The organism is Providencia sp. PROV119 (assembly GCF_028482435.1).
In the GTDB taxonomy this organism is placed as follows: domain Bacteria; phylum Pseudomonadota; class Gammaproteobacteria; order Enterobacterales; family Enterobacteriaceae; genus Providencia; species Providencia stuartii.
Window position 1 is genome coordinate 59,376 of record NZ_JAMPQL010000004.1, and the last position, 22,774, is coordinate 82,149.

Below are 22,774 nucleotides of genomic sequence, written 5' to 3' on the forward strand. Positions count from 1 at the left end.
GCTACTTAACTCGCGGTAATTGGTCCCAGCGTGTTGTATAAGCGGGAGATAAATGCTCTCGCTTCATCGACCAATCTTTCTTCGTACCTTGTCCAGCAAAGAAAACCTTTCCGGCACCGCTTTGGTTAATGGTGTCCAATACAGACATTAACTGCTGGCTATTAGAGCGGGTCGATACGTCATCGAATAGTCCTGGTTGAAACATACCAGGATCGTAAAAGTCAGACAGCATGACGCCCGCTTTGGCATAACGAAAACCATCCTTCCAAATCCGCTTGAGTAAGTGATTGGCCAGCTCGATAAAGTCCCGCGTATCGCAACTGGGGATCAGCAACTCACCCGATGCAGAGTTGCTGTACTGCGGCTCGTTGTCCTTAAAGGGGCTGGTACGTATAAACACGGTCATCACTTTGGCTTGCTGCTGTTCTTTGCGAAGCTTCTCCGTGGCGCGGGTTGCGTATTCGCATATGGCTTCACGTAAGAATTCAAAGTGCGTCACTTTTACGCCAAATGAACGGCTACAGACAATTTGTTTCTTAGTTGGCGGGATCTCTTCAAGTTCAATGCACGACTCACCATTGAGCTCTCTGACGGTTCTCTCTAAAACCACCGAAAACTGGTCTCTGATGGCTCTAGGTGAGGCATTGGCTAGGTCTAAGGCTGTAGTGATACCCAACGCATTTAATCGCTTAGAAAGCCGCCTACCAACGCCCCAAACATCATCAACCGGGACTAATGCGAGCAATCGACGTTGCCGATCTGGATTGGTCAGGTCTACAACCCCTTGAGTAGCGGGATATTTCTTAGCGGCATGGTTAGCCAGCTTGGCGAGTGTTTTAGTCGGTGCAATGCCTACACAGACGCTGATCCCAATCCAGTGACCTATGCGCTCTCGCACTTGTTGTCCGAACTCGACAAGAGATATGGCAGACTCAATACCGGTTAAGTCCAAAAACGCTTCGTCAATCGAGTAAACCTCTACTCGTGGTGCCATCTCTTCCAAAGTGCGCATCACTCGACTGCTCAAATCTGCGTACAGCGCATAGTTGGACGAGAATGCCAAAATACCATGGCGCTGCATTTCAGCTTTGATCTGAAAGACGGGTACGCCCATTTTAATACCGAGTGACTTAGCTTCACGTGACCGTGCAACCACGCAGCCGTCGTTATTGGACAGCACCACAACCGGTGTATCTTTTAAATCAGGACGAAACAGCTTCTCACAACTGGCGTAAAAGTTGTTGCAGTCCACCAAGGCAAATACAGGCATGGGATCGTCACGACTTACGGCGCATGTTTCGCACCACATTGGTGACCACACCAAATATCTCTAACTCTGTCCCTTCAGGAATATGAATGGGCTCATACGCCTGGTTTCTTGGGATCAGCTTTACGCACGGCCTTAGTTGAAGTTCCTTTACCGTGAGTTCACCATGGATTCCCGCGATGACAATGTCACCGTGTTCTGCTTGGACAGAGCGATCAACCACCAAAATATCATCTGGGTGAATCCCAGCATCAATCATTGAATCACCTTCAACACGCACAAAGAATGTTGCAGCTGGTCGCTTGATGCACAGCTCGTTGAGGTCGAGCGTTTGCTCAACATAATCCTGCGCTGGTGAGGGAAAACCAGCAGAAACACGTTCCATGAACAATGGAATACGAAGGCGCTTGGCTTTGATGAAGGCAAGTACGCCGCTACGGCCTATCAGCGAGACACTCATGACGAACCTCGAAAAAATAGAATTAATACTGTTTGTTTATACAGTATCTAATGCTATGCTGATTTCTACAAGTAAAATTGTAGGTAAAACTGGTGTTGTTCGAGTAAGACGCTGTGTTGTCGGTGATTTATTTTTTGTGTTGAAAAACTAGATGTGGGGATAGCTCGCCCTCGTCAAAGCCTGCAAGGCTTGGACAATACTGCTTCTGCCTACTGCTCTTGTTTCTGTTACTGATCCTGTTACTGCTACTGGTTAACGCATGGGTCAAGTAACCGTCAGACAAGGCTTGTTGAACCCTTTGCAAAGGGTTTAAAAACAGTTAGTAAAATTCTGCTTCGTATTGAATTTACTGGCTTAAAGCGAAGTCAGGAGCATCTTTAAAATGCTCAGTCGAACTCAGTTCAAGCCTTTTTCAACCGTTTGAAAAGGGGTTGGCTAAGCCATACGTAAAGGGTATCGGTAAGGGTTACCTAAACGGTTTGGCTAAGGCTTTCTGAAAGGCTTAGCCAAAGCCTTCATACATGGGTTCACCCAGTAGAAAGATTAAAAAAACGCTGAGGTATCCAAGGTGCATTTTGTACAACCTGTGGCACAGTGAAATAACCCAAAGCGAACAACAGAATTGAAGAGGAACCATCAATGACAAGAGCCCCTGCGCCATTTCCGCTAGAGCGCCTCGCGGATATCCCAGAAAGACCAGAAGATTTTAGATTGCTGGAACGCATTCCTTTAACGCGTGAGCCGCAGTCCTGGCCACTTGAACTTTCTCCTATGGTCGGTGATGAACAGCCGATGGTGCTGCTCGATACAGAGACAACCGGACTGTCTGCCGATGACGAGTCCATTATTGAGCTTGGTATGGTTAAGGTGCTTTACAGCCCCTCTGCTCAGCGGATTGTGTCGATTGTTGATGTGATCAGCCTGTATGAAGATCCCGGCAAGCCAATCCCCGAGCTGATTACCGAATTAACCGGTATCACTGATGAGATGGTGCAAGGCCAGCGCATTGATGATGCTCTGGTAGCGAGTTGGTTATCCGATGATCCGCTGGTGGTTGCACACAATGCGCAGTTTGATCGTCCTTTCTTTGAAAAGCGGTTTGCCGCATTAGGCCATCTATCTTGGGCCTGTTCAGCTAGCGGCATAGATTGGAAAGCACTGGGCTTTGAAAGTCGGAAACTTGAGTACCTGCTGCTTCGCTTAGGTTGGTTCTATGAAGGACACCGAGCTGCAACCGATTGTTTGGCGATGGCCTGGTTGTTTCAATTGTTGCCCGAGTCCGTTGCAAACTTGTTGTCTGAAGCAGACAGGCGAACTGTGTTAGTTCGTGCGTTTGGTGCGCCGTTTGACGTAAAGGACTATTTAAAAGAGCGTGGTTACCGCTGGCATGACGGTGTTAAAGGTGCCAACAAACATTGGTGGCGCGAAATCAGCGAAGACGAGTTGCCGCAGGAACAAACTTACCTGGATGATTTGTATCATCGTGGCTCAGAACATGCCCACTATGACTACAAAGATGCCCGCAATCGATTTAAAGCTTTGTCATAGCCCCTTGCATATTTGAAAACCTCTGGAAAATGGAAAGTGAACTTATGGTTTAACCAACAAGAGGAATCTTTCCATGTACCAAGACACCTACATTGAATACTGGGGCGAAATCTTCGTCTCTGCCCGCATCATTGAATTTGGCATCACGTTCGAGCGCTTTCTTAAAGATCCATGGAAGCATTTGATGTCCTGTGGCCAAGAGTCTGCCCCAGACGCGATTGCTGAAGGGATGCTCCCATTGCTACCAGCCCAGGCAGAAGTTGCTAGGCGTGTTCGAGAGAATGAATTGCGTCAGTTGGCATTCCAGCGTGAGCTTCTATCAAGGCCAGAAAAGAAACATTCGAACAATATCAAGCCAATTTTTATAGCCAACAAGACGACTTGTTGATACTATGAAACCTAATGAAAAACAGTAGGTTGCTTGATGGCATTCAATCGATGGCTTCCTAGTTTTAGATGATTAGGGCTTGTCCCAAATGGATTGAGAGGTTGACAGTGCAAGACAACACTGGACTTGAAGAGCTTAGCCAAGCACAGAGAGAACGACTCGCTCATATTGATTTCACTTTGTTATTTAAAGGTGAAGCTGGGCGGAGTTATTTAACCGAGCGCTTTAGCGTAGCGCCGTCTGTGGCAACACAAGATTTTGCGCGGTACAAAGCGTTGGCTCCTAACAACGTTATGTATGACGAAAAGCGCAGAGTGCACTTGAAGACGAGCACATTCCAGCCGTTGTTTGATTATGACATTGTTCGAACGCTTGCGACGATAAGCCAAGGGTTCGGTGATGGCTTTCTTGGCAAGGTTAGGCCACCTATGGCTTGTGAAGCACCATTTCATCTCAATAAGCCGAAATTGGAAGTGGTAGCGGCGGTTAGTGAAGCCATACATAAACGCGCGGTGATTAATATTGAGTACACCTCATTGTCGAGTGGTCATGGGAGCAGGCAAATAGTTCCTCATACCTTGATTGACAATGGCTTGAGATGGCATGTCCGAGCATTCGATAGAAAGCATAGAGAATTTAGGGATTTTGTGTTAACCAGAATAAGTGAAGTTGAGTTGTTAGAAGATGAGGTTAACGACGAAGTTGAGACTCTTCAGTGGGATAAGCAATGGAACCGAATCGTTGAACTAGAGCTGATACCTCATCCAAAACTAGCACATCCAGAAGCTGTATTGATAGACTACGCAATGGAAAACAATAGGTTGCGTGTAGAGATAAGAGCTGCGTTCGCTGGATATTTACTGCGTTTATGGAATATCGATTGTTCAAAGAATAGCAAGAGCAATGGGCGAGAGTTCCATTTAGCACTTAAAAATCCAGAAGCACTATACGGCGTTGACAATGCTGCACTCGCTCCTGGATATAGCGAATCGTGAGATGAATTTATGAATATAAAAGAATATTTAGGCGATCTTATCGGAAGCAGTTTATTGATAACTGAATCTAGAATAATCGCAGAATCGCTACTGAAAAAACTTCCAGAAGATGAGTGGAAGTCGCTGATCGTTGAGCAAAATGTTCTTCAGAAAAAATCCGGTCAGACGGCTATTCGTTATGCCAGAACAATCCGTTGGCGTATTGAAGGCCTGGGTGATGAGTTTATGACTGATCTTTTAACCGCGAGTGAACGTGCCTATGTCCAAATGCTGATGATGTCATTACTCATTCATTCTCCGGTTGTCGCTGATTTTATGCGACATACCTTAGCCGAGGCTCGTCGCACCTATAAACCCGCTTTAACCGCTGATGCATGGTCTGAGTTTTATGACACGAGAGTGCGGGCATATGCCGAACTTGGCGGTTTTTCTGACTCAACTGTCAAAAAAATGGGTAACAACGCAATTAAGGCATTGGTTGATAGTGGCTACCTGAGTGATAGCAGGACAAAGAAAATACAACCTGTTTACCTAATGCCAGAAGTTAAAGACTGGTTAGTTCGTCTGGGCCGGGAAGATTTGATTGAGGTCATGGAGTGCACAATATGAAGGCTCTCCAGACCAGGCTTGATCTTATACAGGAACGAATTGAAAGCCCTAAGTTTTTGAAAAACGATGGCTTGGGCAATGAAATTGGATTTTGGGTATTTGACTATCCAGCCAAGTATGAACTGCTTGTACGAGAGCACCTTAAGCACGTTGACGAAAAACTCAACAAGCGTGGTTACCGCTTTGTCCATCTCAATATTTTTGAAGTCTTGATAGATATGCTTGAGGAGCGAGGCCTTTTCGACCGAGCTTGCCAGCGTGAATTGCAAGTCGGTGTTGATGGTCTTCGAAAAACACTAGCCGGGCCTCTGAGCCAAGAGAAAGTGGCAAGGTATATCGCGGACAAATATAAGCCATCAGAACTTGAGTTTGTGTTGCTGTCAGGCTTAGGCAGTGCGTGGCCTCTTGTCCGAGGACATGAGTTACTTAGTGCTCTGCAAGACGTGATGGGGAGCACGCCATTAGTGCTTTTCTATCCGGGTGAATATAGCGGAAGGGATTTGCATCCTTTTGGCATGATCGAATCTAAAAACTACTATCGCGCCTTCAAACTTGTGCCTGAAGACGGTAAAAAAATTTAAGAGCAGGGAGCCTCCCGAATGAAAATTGAACAGATTTTTTCCAAGAAGTTGACGCGTGACATTAATGGCGTTGTTAAAGCGGAACAAAAAGACAATGACAGTGTGTATGTCGAGCTTGATGAGTATGTTGTTACCCGAGAGTTAGATAGACACTTTCGTGCATTTTTTGAGGCTTACGTCCCATCAGTGACGCAAAGCCACGGTGATATGTCAGGTAAAATTGGTGTGTGGATTTCTGGCTTCTTTGGCTCGGGTAAATCGCACTTCCTGAAAATTTTATCTTATTTGCTTGAGAATAAATCTGTTGAAAAAGATGGCCAAGGCCGACAAGCGTTTGAGTTTTTCAAAGACAAAATCAACGACGCCATGCTGTTGGCGGACATCCAAAAAGCGGTTACCAAAGACACTGATGTTATTCTTTTTAACATCGATTCACGAGCCAATACGGACGACCGAGAAAATGCCATTCTTAAGGTTTTCCTCAAAGTCTTTAATGAGCGTGTAGGATACTGCGCTGACTTTCCTCATATTGCGCACTTAGAACGCGAGCTTGATAAACGTAATCAATACGCATCTTTCAAGGACAAATTTGCTGAGTTGACTCAATCAACTTGGGAAAAGGAGCGTGACGCCTATGACTTCTATCGAGACGAACTTTCAGAAGCACTCGCTCATGCCAGTGAGCAATCATTAGAGTCTGCCAAAGCGTGGGTTGAGCAGGTTGAAAACAATTTCCCGCTAGATATCCGAAACTTCTGTAAGTGGGTTAATGAATACTTAGATCGCACTGGGGATCGTAACCTTCTTTTCTTAGTCGATGAAGTCGGTCAGTTTATCGGTAAGAACACACAAATGATGTTGAAGCTTCAGACCATTACTGAAGATCTTGGCACATATTGTGGTGGCAGAGCTTGGGTCGTTGTTACCTCTCAGGCAGACATTGATGCTGCCATTGGTGGTATGGATAAGAGTGATGGCGAGGACTTCTCTAAAATTCAAGGGCGTTTTAGTACCCGCTTACAGCTGTCGAGCTCGAATACCTCGGAAGTTATTCAAAAGCGATTGTTGTCCAAAACGGAAGAAGCTCGTACATACCTCATCGATGTCTTTGCTGAAAAGGGCGACATTCTTCGTAACCAGCTGACATTTGATAAAACGACAACCGCGTCTCTAAAGGGCTACACCGACGCTCCGTCTTTCGTGGACAACTATCCGTTTGTGCCTTACCACTACACGCTGGTTCAAAAAGTGTTTGAGTCAATTCGAACAAAAGGCGCGACGGGTAAGCACTTAGCCATGGGTGAGCGTTCATTACTTGATGCTTTCCAATCAGCTGCAAAACAGATGAAGGACTCTGGCCTTGATGTGTTAATCCCGTTTTACAGTTTCTACGCACCGATTGAAAGCTTTTTGGAGCCAGCGGTTAAGCGAACGATTGACCAAGCCTGTGAGTTGGATTCCTTAACAGAATTCGATGGCAAGATCCTAAAAACGCTTTTCTTGATCCGTTATGTGGACGTTGTCAAAAGCACACTAGACAACCTTGTGACGCTGTCAATTGATCGAATCGATGCCGATAAAATTGCGCTGCGTAAACAAATTGAAGAGAGCTTGAATCGTCTTGAGCGCCAATTGCTGATTGCGCGTAATGGTGATGAGTTTATCTTCCTGACCAACGAAGAAAAAGAGATCGAAAACGAGATCCGCCACACTGACATTGAAATGTCAGAGGTCTCGAGCAAGCTTTCAGCCATCGTATTTGACGGTATTTTGAAAGGTAATCGTGCCTATCGATACCCGATTAATAAGCAAGACTTTGCGGTGAGCCGTTTTTGCAATGGTCATCCAAAAGATGGCACCACGCTGGAAGACCTAGTCATTAAAGTCATTTCACCTTTGGATTCGCACTTTGAAAATTACTCCCACGATCAAGCGTGCATCAATCATACGCTTGAGGCTGATGGGTGCGTGCTCGTCAAGCTGGGCGAACATAAGCGTCTTTGGGATGAGCTGACAACCTTTATAAAAACTGACCGATTCTTAAAACAAAATTCAGGACAGCGACCAGAGCAAGAACACCTTCTCCGCGAAAAGCAGATGGAAAATATGGAGCGTGAAAAACGCTTAAGAACGGATTTTGAAGCTTTGTTTGCCGAGGCTGACGTTTACGCTATCGGCACAAAACTGCCGAAGAAATCAGCAACGCCAAGTGCCATCGTCGAAGAAGCATACAAATACGTTATCGAAAATACCTTCGCTAAATTGAACATGCTCAAGGCAACGCCTGGTGAAGTTTTGCGTGAGCTACAGGCCGTTCTTGTTGCTGATGATATTGCTCAGATTGGACTGGATCTTCAAGCGGATGAATGTAACCCAGAAGCTACGCGTGAGGTTGAGCAGTACGTAACGCTAAAAGTCGAGCGTAATGAGCCTGTTTACTTACGTGACATCGTTGCCCACTTCGGCAAGCGCCCGTATGGCTGGCCAGACAATGAAATCTTATTGCTCACTGCAAGGCTGGGCTTGGCTGGAAAGTTATCTTTTAGTACCCAAGGCACAGATCTGGCGTTGAAAAAAGCTTACGAGCCGTTTACCAGCGTGCGTAAACGCGGTGAGATCCGTGTACATAAAATCAGGCAACATGACGAGCGCCAAATCAAAAAGGCTGCTGGTCTTGTTAAAGAGATCTTTTCTAAAACCTTTACCGGCTCTGGTGAAAAGGAGCTCTACGAATTAGTGCGCGATGAATTACTGGCTTGGAATGAAAAGCTTAAATCATTCAGAACCAAGTCACAGACAGGCCATTTCCCAGGTAAATCTCAAATTGACGATGGTCTTGCATTGGTCGCGGGTATTCTTGAGCAAACTTCAAGCTTCGCTCTTATCACCCGATTCTTAGAAGACGCTGATGCCCTTGAAGAGTTTGCTGAGGACTTTGAGGATCTTGATGACTTCTACAATAGCCAATTTCAAACTTGGCAAGCCCTTGCTGGCGCATTGAACGAGAAGTTTAAGGCCAATAGACCTGCGTTAGAAAAAGACAGTGAAGCATTAAAAGCGCTCACTGAATTAGAACGCATTTACAATATGCCCTCACCGTATGAGCAGCTGCGCCACATTAATCCGCTTATCGAGCAGGTGGCAAAAGTTAACTCAACATTGGTTGAAGAAAAACGCACTCATGCCTTAGAGCGTGTTGATCTGCGCATCGGACGTGTAAAAGAAGCGCTAGCTGAAGCTCATGCACCGTCTGAACTACAGAACCAAACACTGCGCCCGTTACAAATGTGCAGACAGCGTATTGAAGCGACCTCTTCAATACCACAAATTATCAGTGAGCAAACTGAAGCGGAAGGTTACGAGGACGAAGCCTATGAGTTGCTGAATGGCTTTATCGAAGATCAACGCAAAAAAGCTGAAGCTGAGCAAAGACGTCGTGAACTCGAACAGCAGAAATGCGAAGAGGAAGCTGCGAAAGCCGGTAAAGCAGCTCCAGCACCTGAGCCAGCCTCTGAACCAGTGCAGCCACAGCCGGTTGCAAAACGTACCGTAACGATTAACTCAACCGATGCCATGGCTAAGTCAGTAACAACCGGATTCATTGAAAGTGAAGCCGAAGTTGATGCCTATCTTGCCGCTTTAAGAGAGCAGCTGATTGCTGCGGTCAAAGCTGGCGACCGAGTAAGAATTAAGTAAGAGGCAACGGATAGCTATGTATCAAGCGGGTGGAACAATAACCATGGCCCAATAACTAATTATGGAGAAAAGCGCTATGTATCAAGCGGGTGGAACAATAAGATCATTACTCGACAAGGTTGCTGAGCAGGAATACCTGTTACCGGCCATCCAGCGAGAGTTTGTATGGCGACCAGAACAGATCTGTCGTCTATTTGATAGCCTGTTGCAAGGTTACCCGTTTGGGACCTTTCTATTCTGGAAGATAAAACCAGAGAACCGGCATAGCTATCAGTTTTATCAGTTCATGCAGCATTACCATGAGCGAGATAACTACCATTGTGAAAATGTCACTCAGTTACCAGAGCGTGAGTTCATTGCCGTCCTAGATGGACAGCAGCGGATTACCGCTTTGAACATCGGCCTACGCGGCTCATTTGCGTGGAAGCTGACAGGTAAATGGTGGAGCAATGATGACGCCTTCCCAGTGCGCAGACTTCACTTAAATTTGTTAAGCCAGCCCGACTTAGAAACTGGGTCGATGTATGACTTTGAGTTCCTAACCGACGATAAAGCCTCCCTGGATGCATCTGAACAATACTGGTTCCGTGTAGGCCGGATTATGGAAGAGGAAGAAGATGCACTTATCGATGAAGTTGCTGATGATGCTAGGTTGAGCTCGGAGCAACGCAAAGAGGCTCGCTCAACTCTTCGTCACTTGTATCGAACTATCCATGACAAAGATAAGATTTCGTTTTACGAAGAAAGTGATCAGAGCCTTGAACGTGTTCTGAATATCTTTATCCGCATGAATAGCGGCGGCACTACTTTGTCCTACTCAGACTTACTACTTTCAATAGCCGTAGCGCAGTGGAGCTCGTTAGATGCCCGTGAAGAAATTCATGCCTTAGTGGATGAGATGAACCGTGTTGGTGATGGATTCAACGTATCAAAAGATCTCGTTTTAAAAGCAGGCTTAATGCTCTCTGACATCGGTAGCGTGGGCTTTAAGGTTGAGAACTTTAACAAGGAAAATATGGCGATTCTCGAAAAGAACTGGACGCCAATTCGTGATGCGTTATTGCTCTCAATGCAGTTGCTGGCAAGTTTTGGTTTTAATGGACAAAACCTCAGAGCAACAAGTGCCATCCTCCCGTTGGCCTATTACCTGCACCACCGAAAGTTAACGGCAAGCTACCTTTCTAGGGTTGAATATGCGGTCGATAGAGAATGCATCAGAAACTGGCTCATTAGGTCGTTGTTGAAAGCGTCAGGCATTTGGGGAAGTGGTTTAGATACCCTGCTGACGATGCTTCGCTCAGACATTAAACAATCGGGTGATACAGGTTTCCCGCTAGCGAAAATTGAAGCGACCATGCAACAGCGTGGTAAATCGTTGCGCTTTGACCCAGAGGAAATTAGTGAACTAGTGCAGTTGGATTATGGTAATCCGCGTACCTTTGCCTTGTTGACTTTGTTGTTCCCAGGATTCGATTTTTCACGACACTTTCATGTGGATCACATTTACCCCAAAGGTTTGTTTACGCGTAACAAGCTTGCAAAAGTTGGTGTCCCAACTGAACAGCTAGATGAACTCATCGAGGCATCTAACAAGCTGCCAAATCTTCAACTGTTGGAAGGAACAATCAACAATCAGAAGCGACAAAAAATGCCCCATGAATGGTATGCGCAGCAGTGGCCTGATGTGAATGCAAGACAAGCACATCTGCAATCGCAAGCCATAACATCATTACCTGAACAACTAAACCAGTTTATGGACTTTTACCGCGAGCGTCAGGAAATACTGCTTGCCCGCATTAGAACCGCATTACAACCCGCAAGCAGCGTAGAGACAGAATAAGAAGCGCAAGATCATATGAATACGAACAACATTAAAAAATACGCACCAAAAGCGCGCCGCGAATTTATGGATGCGGTAGCGAAACGATTAAATACCTTTGGTATCACCGCGAATAAAAAGGGCGAGCTACAAATTACAGAAGCGAATCTACAAGGTTCTGTGCTTCAAATCGCTGGTAACAGTTTTGACGGTAAACTGGCTGAGCCCAGAAAACGCATAGTGGCCAGAAGCCAGAAACTTGGATATGCACAACTTATTGAACAAGTAGCTTATACCTGGTTCAACCGTCTGTGTGCTATTCGCTATATGGAAATCCATGACTATCTAGGCCACGGTTTCCGTGTTTTGTCGCACCCAGACAACCCTAGAGGCTTTGAAATTATCGACCATGCGCAAGATGCTGCGGATGAACTCGGGTTAGATAGAGCTCGCATTATCGAACTCAAGCTTGCGGGCAACAAAGACGAAGAGCTTTATCGTGAACTGTTGTTAGGTCAGTGCCATAAGCTTCATGAAGCGATGCCTTTCTTATTTGACGCATTGGACGATGAAACAGAACTTCTGCTACCAGACAACCTAATGCGTACCGACTCCATTCTGCGTGGATTGGTAGACGGCATCCCTGAAGAGGACTGGCAACAAGTCGAAGTGATTGGCTGGCTATACCAATTCTACATTTCTGAAAAGAAAGATCAGGTCATCGGAAAAGTGGTCAAAAGTGAAGACATCCCTGCCGCTACTCAGCTATTTACACCTAACTGGATTGTGAAGTACCTGGTACAAAACTCAGTCGGTCGTCAATGGCTGCAAACCTACCCAGACTCTGCCATTAAAAGCCAGATGGAATACTACATTGAGCCTGCGCAGCAATCTGACGAAGTTAACCAACAGCTAAAGGCTATTACGCCAGAATCTATTGAACCAGAAACCATCAAAGTACTTGACCCAGCTTGTGGCTCGGGCCACATATTGATTGAAGCTTATAACGTGCTAAAAGCCATCTACGAAGAACGTGGTTTCCGCTCTCGTGACATTCCAAAGATGATCCTGGAGAACAACCTCTTCGGCTTGGACATAGATGATCGTGCAGCGCAGTTGTCTGGCTTTGCGCTGATGATGATGGCTAGAGATGACGATAAGCGTATTTTTACCCGTAACGTGCGACTCAATGTACTGTCATTGCAGGAAAGTAACCATATTGACCTGCCGACTTTATGGAAAGCACTCAATCTATCGGGAAGTTGGCAAAGCGGCACATCACAAGGCTTGTTCTCAGATGATGAGCAAGATTTAAGCTCGTTCAATGCAGACAACCGCTACCAACTGCTGAAGCGAACGTTGGCTAGATTTACTCAGGCCAAAACCTTTGGTTCTTTGATTGATGTACCAAGCGATGAGTATGAGCAGCTAAGAGAGCTCCTGAGCACGCTAGTAGAGCTACAAGAGTCAGGCGACTCAATGCAAAAGCCAGCAGCGAAGCAATTGATTGAAATCGTTCATCAGGCATTGGTTTTATCGATTCGTTACGATGCTGTTATCGCGAACCCTCCTTATATGGGTAGCAAAGGCATGAATGCAGACCTTAAAGATTTTGCTAAGGAAAACTATCCAAATAGTAAATCGGATTTGTTTGCTATTTTCATGGAACGTGGTTTCTCGTTACTCTCTCAAGATGGTTTTAATGCACAAGTAAATATGCAGTCTTGGATGTTTCTTTCGAGTTATGAAAAGTTAAGAAATTCACTTCTAGAGAATCAGACTTTACTGACGATGGCACACTTAGGCGCTAGAGCATTCGGTCAAATAAGTGGAGAAATTGTTCAAACAACTGCATGGGTATTTAAGAATGGTTATGTAAGGGGATATCAGCCAGTATTTTTTAGACTAACGGATGGCAACGAGCAAGAAAAGAAATTAGCCCTTATTGAACAGCAGACTCGCCTTGATGAGGTGCAACAGGAAGATTTTCTAATTATACCAGGACGCCCATTGACATATTGGCTTTCTTCAAAGGTTTTTGAACTTTTTAAAAACAATAAAAGTTTTGGTGATATATATGATGCAAGGCAAGGACTGGCGACGGGTGATAATAATAAGTTCCTAAGGTACTGGTGGGAGGTTGATTTCTCTAAAATATTTTTTGATGCAAAAAGTATCGAAGAATCAATGGCCTCTGGCTGCAAGTGGTTTCCTTATAATAAAGGTGGATCATTTAAAAGATGGTATGGCAATCATGAGTACATTGTAAATTGGGAGAGTGACGGTTGTGAAATTCGTAATTTCTTTGGTGAGAACGGTAAATTGCTTTCTCGACCACAGAATACGAAATATTATTTTAAACCTAGTATAAGCTGGTCTGATATTAATACGTCATATAATTCGTTTAGATACTACCCTCATGGTTTTATTCATGATGCTACAGGGCATTCAGCATTTAATTGGAATGAAAATGAGAAGCGTATAGCTTTAGCATTTTGTAACAATAAATTGGCTTCTGAACTGATCTCGGCTTTGAATCCAACAATACATTTTCATATTGGTTATTTTAATGCTCTTCCTTATGTGCAAAATTTGATTGACGCTGATTTGTCCCATGTAGATGAATTGATCACACTGATGAAGCTTGACTATGACTCAAGGGAAACGAGTCGGGAGTTTTCTTTGTGCCTTGCTTCCCACGATTCAGAAAAGATTTCGGATTGGTTTCGGAATAAACTAGCGCTTAATGAACTCCATATAAATTCAGTCCAGTCTTTAGAAAAGAAGAATAATGAAATAACACTAGAAGCATGTGGTTTGTTAGATGTTTACGGTACAGATCTAGATGAAAAAGAAATTTCAATCGAGAAAATAACTGTTTGCGATATAGCAGTTAACATTGTATCTCTTTCAGTTGGTTGTATGCTTGGCAGATTTTTGCTCAAAAAGGGAAATGATGCCCTTCAAGACAAAGTCAAATTCAATTTAGAGTTTTACAACAGTAAAGAAGAAGAAATTTTTTACCAAATCGATGAAGACGGTATCATCCCTCTAACCGACAAAGAGTGGTTCAAAGATGACGCAACCAATCGTTTCCGTGAGTTTGTCCAAGTTGTTTGGGGTGAAGAACACTTACAAGAAAATCTCGATTTTGTTGCCGAGTCACTGTGCTTAAATGCGATAAAGCCCAAGAAATCAGAATCAGCGCTTGAGACGATCCGCCGTTATTTATCGACTCAGTTCTATAAAGACCACCTGAAGACTTACAAAAAACGCCCTATTTATTGGCTGTTTAGTTCTGGTAAGCAGAAGGCTTTCGAGTGTTTGGTTTACTTACATAGGTACAACGAGGGCACGCTTTCTCGTATGCGTACCGAGTATGTCACCCCGCTAATAGGCAAATACGATGCTTATGTAGAACAGCTTGAGAAGCAGATTGAAACGGCAGACTCGACCAGTGAAGCGAACCGCTTCAAGAAAGAGTTGGATGCTTTAATCAAGAAACAGGTTGAGCTACGAGAGTTTGATGACAAGCTAAAACACTACGCTGATATGCGTATTTCACTGGATCTGGATGATGGTGTGAAAGTGAATTACGGCAAGTTTGGTGATCTGTTGGCTGATGTTAAGGCCATTACCGGTTCGACCCCGGAGGTTAACTAATGCAGATTAGCGAACTGGCACAAGGTGTCGCTGCCAAGCTCGAACAAAGCCGCATTGTGTTTTGGTACGACCCAGAGCAAAGCTTTACTGAAGAGCTTGAGCATTTAGCTAATTCTTTATCGCTTACAAAAGAATCAGGTGATAAAGCGGCAGATATACCTGCTAGGGTACTGCCAAATGATTTGACCATCCTCAATATGGGCAATGAGTCTGTATTGGCAGTGAAAAAACGCATTGAAGTAGATGAGCGTGAAGCTAAATTCCTTATCTATTTTCCAAGCGCTGAGCCAGAGCCTGATCGTGATTGGTTGCTAGACGTGCGTTTGTATAGCGAGCAGTTTTTTGCTGATCACAGCTCAATGCTGCTTAATGAACTGGGTATCCCGAAAATGGCGCTTCGCACGCACATTCGTAAGCGCCAAAGCTTTTTTGCCAATAAACAGCGCATAGCCGGTTTAAAGAAGTGGGTGACGGAGAACGAAGACGAACTGTCGTTAGACAGGAAGATGATGGCAGTGGTTGTAAAAGCTGATTCTGCGTCTTTGTCGGACATTCTGCTTGGGTTACTACGCGAATATGCGGCTTATATCGAAGATGAAAGCCTTGGCCAACCTTTATGGAGCCAGATAAGTAAGTTTGATCTTGAGACCTCACTCTGGGCCTATCTGAGTGAGGGTTTTGGCTATACAGTCGAAGAGCCAACCTTCTCAGACTTCGTGTTGAAATTATTCTGTACTGAATTCTGGAGCCAAATTGAAGGCGTTGAACGCGATTGGTTGCTTAACAATGTTCTAAAAAGCGCATCAGGCCGAGCGACAGCCTTGGCGTTTATGGTGAGCTGGCGCGACAGTCGCTCTTTTGCCGCTTACTACGAAAGCATCTCTAAGGTGCTAAGCCAACAGTTGGAAATTTCGACTCGTGCTGGCCAGTACCATCCGGTTGAGCTTATCGAATGCGAAACGTTCGAAGCTGTGGAGCAGGCCATAATCCGTGGTTTAGTTCGTGATTTGCTCGATAGCAGTAAAGCGCTAGACCGAGTTCAGTTTGATACGGTCTTATCAAGACGTCTTGCTAGCCATTGGACATTATCACGCAAAGAATATTTCGCAATTTATGAAGCTATCCGCAACGCTGAAGAGTTAATGCACTTGCGAAATCGCTATGTGGATGGGTTCCACTTTGATAACGCGAAAGCAATGTACGACGCCTATACCACAGACATTTATCGCTTTGACCAGGCTTACCGTTTGTTCAATGAACATGTGCACTCTGTATTGAGTAAAGGTGCGGACATACTGCGTCAGCTCGACGACGAAGTCGAAAGCATTTATACCAACTGGTACTTATATGAGCTTGGCCTTGCCTGGGATCGTCACTTGGCCAATGAGAAATTACTTGAAAAGTGGCAGATTTCTGGCGTACCGCACCAGTATAACTTCTATGAAAAAGAAGTTCGCACACGACTGAGTCTGAAACAGACAAAACGCGTGTTTGTGATCATCTCTGATGCCCTGCGTTTTGAAATTGCGAATGAGCTTGGCGCTATCATTAACAACGAGAAGCGATTTAAGGCTGAGGTGTCTACGCAGTTGGGCGTTTTGCCGAGTTATACCCAACTTGGGATGGCGGCATTATTGCCTCATAAGGCGCTCAGTTACCAGCCAGAGCAAGGCACGGCTGTTTATGTGGATGGTATTTCTTCACAGGGTTTAGACAACCGCAACGCCATCCTACAGAAGGTAGGTGGTATGGCAGTGAGTTCTAAGGAACTGATGAGCTGGAGTAACCAGGAGGGGCGTGACAAGGTTCGAGACGTAGAAGTCGTTTATATCTATCACGATACCATTGATGCGATTGGTGATAAGGCTGCAACTGAAGAAAAAACGTTTGAAGCCTGTCGTAGTGCCATTGAAGAGCTAAAAGACCTCGTTGGGCGGGTCATCAACCGTCTAAACGGCAGCCGAGTTGTGATCACCGCTGACCATGGCTTCCTCTTCCAACAAAAAGCACTTGCAGCGGCTGACAAAACCTCGTTGAAAACCAAACCTGCTGGCGCGATAGAAGCCAAGAAACGTTATATCGTTGGTAATAACTTGCCTTCAGATGAAGCCTGTTGGAAAGGCTCAATAAACGATACGGCTCATGGCTCTAGTGGCTCTTCATATCAGGCAGAGTTCCTACTTCCAAAAGCGGCTCAACGCTTCCACTTCGTTGGTGGTGCCAAGTTTGTGCACGGCGGAGCGATGCTACAGGAAGTCTGTGTACCGGTACTGCATGTGCGCGAGCTACAAAAAGAACAAGCAGCAAAACATGAGAAACAACCGGTAGGTGTTGTAGCAGCCACTCAGCCCATTAAATTAGTAAACAATATCGACAAGGTCAGATTTATTCAGACAGACCCTGTAGGCGAGCGTTTTGTCGCACGGTTGTTGGATGTCTATATCGTCGATGCACAAGGTAATGAAGTCTCCAGTCGTGAAACGATTAACTTTGATAGCGTGAGTAAAGTGATGGATGAGCGTACTCGCGAAGCTAGGTTAAAGCTTATTGGCTCTCAGTTCGACAGGAACGCTCAATACACGTTAGTTCTTGAGAATGCGGAAATGAGAACGCGTTATAGCCAATACGCGGTAACCATTGATTTGGCATTCCAAGATGATTTTTTCTAAGGGTAAATATATATGAACGGTAACAACGACAAAGATTTGATTGACCATCAAGGCCAATCCGGAGAGTGGATTGGTGCAGAGCATGAAACTCCCGCAAATGTTACGCAGAACATATATGTTGCCAATATGCAAGTGAACGTAGATGAGGCTGGTGTCGAACCAGAAGCGCCTAGTGAGGTTATTCCCTCAGATATTTCCATGTCTGAAAGGGAGATTCGTGACATGAAAAATTCAGATCTCGATGGGTTGCTAAATCTGCACTTTAAAGGCCGTGTCGTTCGAAAAGATCTGACAAAGCAATTGAAAGAAGGCGCTAACGTCCCTGTTTACGTGCTGGAGTATTTACTAGGGATGTATTGTGCGTCCGATGACGACGAAGTTGTAATGCAAGGCCTTGAGAATGTGAAAAAAATCTTGGCTGAGAACTATGTCCGACCTGATGAAGCGGAGAAAGTGAAGTCACTTATCCGTGAACGCGGCACGTTTAAAATCATCGACAAAGTAAGCGTTAAGCTTAATCAGAAAAAAGACGTCTATGAAGCTGCGTTGTCTAACCTGGGGATCAAGGATGCCCTTGTACCGACCAAAATTGTACAAGACAACGAAAAATTATTAACTGGCGGTATCTGGTGCATTATTACCGTGCAGTATTTCTTTGAGGAAGGTCAGAAGACATCACCTTTCTCCATTATGAGTTTAAAACCGATACAAATGCCGTCCATGAACATGGATGAGGTGTTTTCAACCAGAAGACATTTTAGTACCGATCAGTGGATGGATGTGTTGCTTCGTTCCGTGGGTATGGAGCCAACCAACTTAGAGCATCGGGTGAAGTGGCATCTTATTACTCGCATGATCCCATTCGTTGAAAACAACTACAACGTTTGTGAGCTCGGACCAAGAGGGACAGGTAAAAGCCATGTCTACAAAGAGTGCTCGCCAAACTCATTGCTTATCTCGGGTGGACAAACAACGGTGGCGAACTTGTTCTATAACATGAGCTCGCGCCAAGTTGGGTTGGTCGGAATGTGGGATGTTGTCGCCTTTGATGAAGTAGCGGGTATTCACTTTAAAGACAAAGACGGCGTCCAAATAATGAAAGATTATATGGCGTCAGGGTCTTTTGCCCGTGGCCGTGATTCAATCGAAGCGAAGGCTTCCATGGTATTCGTCGGTAACATCAATCAAAGCGTTGAGACACTGGTGAAGACCAGTCATCTGTTGGCACCTTTTCCTGATGCCATGATTGACACTGCTTTTTTTGACCGTTTCCATTCCTATATTCCTGGATGGGAAATACCGAAGATGCGTCCTGAGTTTTTCACCAATAGTTACGGATTAATCACAGACTATCTTGCTGAATACATGCGTGAAATGCGCAAAAGAAGTTTTGCGGATGCGATCGATAAGTTCTTCAAACTCGGTAATAACCTTAATCAGCGTGATGTCATTGCTGTACGCAGAACGGTTTCGGGCTTGTTAAAGCTACTACACCCCGACGCACAGTACACAAAAGATGATGTAAGAGCCTGCCTGACCTATGCGCTGGAAACTAGACGTAGAGTCAAAGAGCAATTGAAAAAGCTTGGCGGAATGGAATTTTTTGATGTGCACTTTAGCTACATCGATAATGAGTCATTAGAAGAATTCTTCGTCAATGTACCAGAACAAGGTGGTAGCAAGCTAATTCCTGAAGGCTTACCTCGCGCTGGTGTTGTGCACTTAGTTACTCAGGGAAGCACTGGGCAGCTTGGGTTATATCGCTATGAAACCCAGATGATGGCTGGTTCTGGTAAACACTCAGTGTCTGGCCTTGGTTCGAATACCGCAGCGAAAGAAGCTGTGCGTGTTGGCTTTGATTATTTCAAAGGTAACCTGAATAGAATCAGTGCGTCGGCGAAGTTTTCTGATCATGAGTATCACCTTCATGTTGTTGAGCTCCACAATACGGGGCCAAGTACAAAGTCATCGCTCGCTGCATTGATTGCGTTCTGTTCAATTCTGATGAACCGACCGATTCAAGAGCAGATGGTTGTTTTGGGTGAGATGACTTTAGGTGGTGTTATAAATCCTGTTCAAGATCTTGCAGGCAGTCTTCAGTTAGCTATGGACAGTGGTGCAAAGCGTATTTTGCTCCCAATGGCCTCAGCCTCAGATATTCCAACAGTTCCTGCTGAGTTGTTTTCAAAATTCCAGATCAGCTTTTATGCAGATCCCGTCGATGCCGTGTTTAAGGCGCTTGGGGTTAATTGATTAGGTGTCGTTTGACGCGCCATTTTGTGGAGTAATTACAGGTATGTTTACCAAAGCTCGTTTCTTTAAATGTGCATTGCAGGTAAATCCGGCAGGATACATAAAATATCGTGGGCAACAGCAGACCATCACGGAAGATGAATATAACCAAAATCTGCTTGCGGCATCACTGGAAGCGGGCATAGAGGTCATTGGATTAGCTGATCATGGTTCAGTAGATGGTGTTGATAAAATCCGCAATCTTTTTGTTGAGAATGGGATTGTTGTTTTCCCCGGCTTTGAGATTGCGTCAAGTGAGAAAATTCACTTTGTTTGTCTGTTTGATGAAAACAAAACTTCGCAAGAACTTGAACGGATTTTGGGGCGTCTAGATTTACTTGATCCAGAGGATGGTATATTGCCGACCAACCTCACAGCAATTCAGCTGATTGATAAAGTGAATGAGATAGGTGGATTTATCTTTGCAGCACACTGCATAAATGATGATGGTGTGCTCAGTCGAAAGATGAACCATGTATGGAAACATGAAGGGTTGATGGCAGCTCAGATACCAGGCGACAAGTCGATTGAAGATCTTAAAGGAATAGAAAATGATTTCTACCGTAAGGTCTTCCTCAACAAAGATCCTAACTATAAGCGCGAGCGCGAAATGGCTGCTATTAACTCCTCAGACGTTGCAAAACCAGAGGATATCAAAGCATCGGGTGCTTCTTGTTTGATTAAAATGACCAACCCTTGCTTTGCTTCCTTTAAGCAAGCCTTTTTAGATGCAGGTTCGAGGGTTCGTTTGAACTCAGATAAGCCAGAAAGCTATGCTTCGGCAATTGAGCGTATTCGATTTGTTGGTGGTTATCTGGATAGCGTCGATATTGAACTATCGGACCATCTCAATGCTGTGATTGGTGGTCGTGGAACTGGTAAGTCAACCTTGTTGGAATGTATTCGCTATGCTTTCGGATTAGAACCTAAAACACCTAACGCAATCAAACAGCACAAAAGTGTCATTGATACTAACCTTGGGAAAGAACGAGGTTTAGTTGAAATTACGTTGCGTTCATCAGTTATGCACGGTCGCAGATTCAAAGTAAGCCGAAAACACGGTAGTGATCCGGTAGTGGTTGACTCCCATGGAAATATATCCCCCTATCTTCCAACGGATATTTTGCCTGGTATAGAGCTTTACGGGCAAAACGAAATCTATGAAATGACACGAGATGAACAAAGTCGTAATCAGCTCATCGAACGTTTTCTTGAGGGCGAACATGAGAAGTTTGATGCAGATATCGCTGACGTTTTAGCAAAGTTAAAAGATAATCGAGAATCCATCAAGCGAGTCCTAGGTCAGAAAGATGACATTGAAGCAGAGATCGAGCGCTTACCTAAGTTATTGGATCAGGCAAAACAGTATCAAGCATTAGGTATTGATGAAAAGCTGGAGCTTATTCCTAAACTTGAAAAAGAAAAACAGTTGAATGATCAGATTGGTGAGGATGTTGCAAGCGTCCAACTGGCTATCGATGCGCTCAAAAACAGTTTGCCAGATACTTTGTATTTAAGTGATACCAATTTGGATGGCTTACCTCATGCTGAGCTCTTGAAGCAGCAGCGTGAAGTTTTGAATGCCCTGAAAACGGGCGTTCAGCAGACATTAATACAGTTAGAACAGCTAACTTTAAATGCAAATCAACAATTGTTACCGGTCAAGCAATCTTTATCAGAAAAGCAGCAACTTGAAGAGCAAAAACTTGAGTTGGCTTTTAAGGATATACCTGCAAGCCAGGGTAAAACTGGCCGACAAATTGGTGCTGAATATCAGACTCTGTTAAAACAAATTGAGCAGATACGCCCTAAACAAACCACCTTGCAAGATCGCCAGACACAAATTGACGAATTGTACAACTCGCGAAAGAAGCTGCTTCTGGAGTTAGAACAACATACAAGTGCGCGTGCGAGTAGTATTACTAAATCTGTTAAAAGGTTAACAAGAAAACTGGAGCAGAAGGTACGGCTCACCCTACAGCCAGAAGGTGGCCGCCAAGAACTTGTGAATTTTCTGACTGGGTGCAATTTAGAGGGGGTTGGGCCTAAACGTCTCGCCTGGGTATTAGAAGGTAACTTCTCTCCAAGCAGTTTAGCCTCGACTATCCGTCAAGGAGAGTCGGAGCTAGGACGAAAGTTTGGCATATCAGGCACTGTTGTTTCAGCTTTAATTCGTCTTTCAGAAGTAAAACTAATGGAACTGGAAGAATTGCAGTTACCGGATACCATGGCGATTGAGTTAAATGTGACTCATGGAGAACGAGAAGCTGTATTTAGGTCAATTGATGAATTATCGACGGGACAGCAGTGCACTGCTGTTTTGCACTTATTGCTGTTAGATAATCAAGACCCATTAATCCTTGATCAACCTGAAGATAATTTGGATAACGCATTTATAGCTGAGAGGATAGTCGCAGAACTACGTAGGGCTAAACTGAGTCGTCAGTTTCTATTTGCAACACATAATGCCAATATTCCGGTTTTCGGTGATGCTGAATGGATTGGCGTTTTGAGCGTAGAAGATAATAAAGGGCTAATTCTTCCAGAACAACAAGGTGCGATCGATGTTCCCAATGTTCAGGCTTTAGCCGCAGATATATTAGAGGGCGGGAAAAGTGCATTCAATCAGCGTCGTGAGAAATATGGATTCGTGTAAAGCACTATTTTGGTATTAATCACTAAGAATCAGGTTCCGCACCTTTTTGAAACCGTGAAATTAGCTCGTATGTTATTCTTCTACATGAATTATCAATCTATCTAGCCATCAAGCTCAGAGTTGAACCTTCA

The 22,774-nt window shown here is 44.6% G+C and carries 13 protein-coding genes; 11 read left to right on the forward strand and 2 right to left on the reverse strand.

The genetic code is table 11. The features are described from left to right. Position 1 precedes the first annotated feature (1 nt). The gene (umuC, locus tag PSF11_RS06605) at positions 2 to 1,270 is read right to left on the reverse strand and encodes a translesion error-prone DNA polymerase V subunit UmuC (RefSeq protein ID WP_036973679.1); all 1,269 of its coding nucleotides are present in this window, start codon (positions 1,268 to 1,270) and stop codon (positions 2 to 4) included. 7 nt (positions 1,271 to 1,277) lie between these two features. Further along, positions 1,278 to 1,727, reverse strand: a complete 450-nt coding sequence (gene umuD / locus PSF11_RS06610) for a translesion error-prone DNA polymerase V autoproteolytic subunit (RefSeq protein ID WP_004249334.1) — start codon at positions 1,725 to 1,727, stop codon at positions 1,278 to 1,280. A gap of 639 nt (positions 1,728 to 2,366) precedes the next feature. Here umuD and PSF11_RS06615 point away from each other — a divergent pair. From PSF11_RS06615 to PSF11_RS06665, 11 genes are all read left to right on the forward strand, one after another. Next, on the forward strand, positions 2,367 to 3,275 hold the full coding sequence (locus tag PSF11_RS06615) for a 3'-5' exonuclease (protein ID WP_004249335.1): 909 nt from the start codon (positions 2,367 to 2,369) through the stop codon (positions 3,273 to 3,275). Between the two features lie 73 nt (positions 3,276 to 3,348). Further along, positions 3,349 to 3,663, forward strand: a complete 315-nt coding sequence (locus PSF11_RS06620) for a hypothetical protein (RefSeq protein ID WP_004249337.1) — start codon at positions 3,349 to 3,351, stop codon at positions 3,661 to 3,663. 68 nt (positions 3,664 to 3,731) lie between these two features. Further along, complete coding sequence (locus PSF11_RS06625) at positions 3,732 to 4,658, forward strand: WYL domain-containing protein (protein ID WP_156868342.1); 927 nt, start codon at positions 3,732 to 3,734, stop codon at positions 4,656 to 4,658. Between the two features lie 9 nt (positions 4,659 to 4,667). Further along, entirely contained in the window at positions 4,668 to 5,267 is a 600-nt protein-coding gene (locus PSF11_RS06630; protein ID WP_004249340.1) for a DUF1819 family protein, read from the forward strand. Beyond that, positions 5,264 to 5,848 carry a DUF1788 domain-containing protein gene (locus PSF11_RS06635; RefSeq protein WP_004249341.1) on the forward strand — a complete coding sequence of 195 codons (585 nt, stop codon included), beginning with the start codon at positions 5,264 to 5,266 and terminating at the stop codon, positions 5,846 to 5,848. The genes PSF11_RS06630 and PSF11_RS06635 overlap by 4 nt, the downstream gene beginning before the upstream one ends. Positions 5,849 to 5,866: 18 nt before the next feature. Further along, entirely contained in the window at positions 5,867 to 9,544 is a 3,678-nt protein-coding gene (gene brxC, locus PSF11_RS06640; RefSeq protein ID WP_111805008.1) for a BREX system P-loop protein BrxC, read from the forward strand. Between the two features lie 76 nt (positions 9,545 to 9,620). Further along, positions 9,621 to 11,384: a DUF262 domain-containing protein gene (locus PSF11_RS06645; protein WP_111805007.1), complete on the forward strand. Its 1,764-nt coding sequence runs from the start codon at positions 9,621 to 9,623 to the stop codon at positions 11,382 to 11,384. A gap of 15 nt (positions 11,385 to 11,399) precedes the next feature. Next, a complete protein-coding gene (pglX, locus tag PSF11_RS06650; RefSeq protein WP_111805006.1) occupies positions 11,400 to 15,026 on the forward strand; it encodes a BREX-1 system adenine-specific DNA-methyltransferase PglX in 3,627 nt (1,208 codons plus the stop codon). After that, the gene (pglZ, locus tag PSF11_RS06655; protein WP_111805005.1) at positions 15,026 to 17,695 is read left to right on the forward strand and encodes a BREX-1 system phosphatase PglZ type A; all 2,670 of its coding nucleotides are present in this window, start codon (positions 15,026 to 15,028) and stop codon (positions 17,693 to 17,695) included. The genes pglX and pglZ overlap by 1 nt, the downstream gene beginning before the upstream one ends. Positions 17,696 to 17,893: 198 nt before the next feature. After that, positions 17,894 to 19,948 (forward strand): protease Lon-related BREX system protein BrxL, encoded by a 2,055-nt coding sequence (gene brxL, locus PSF11_RS06660; RefSeq protein WP_215898113.1) that lies wholly within the window; start codon positions 17,894 to 17,896, stop codon positions 19,946 to 19,948. Between the two features lie 43 nt (positions 19,949 to 19,991). Next, on the forward strand, positions 19,992 to 22,643 hold the full coding sequence (locus tag PSF11_RS06665) for a TrlF family AAA-like ATPase (RefSeq protein ID WP_004249347.1): 2,652 nt from the start codon (positions 19,992 to 19,994) through the stop codon (positions 22,641 to 22,643). Positions 22,644 to 22,774 lie beyond the last annotated feature (131 nt).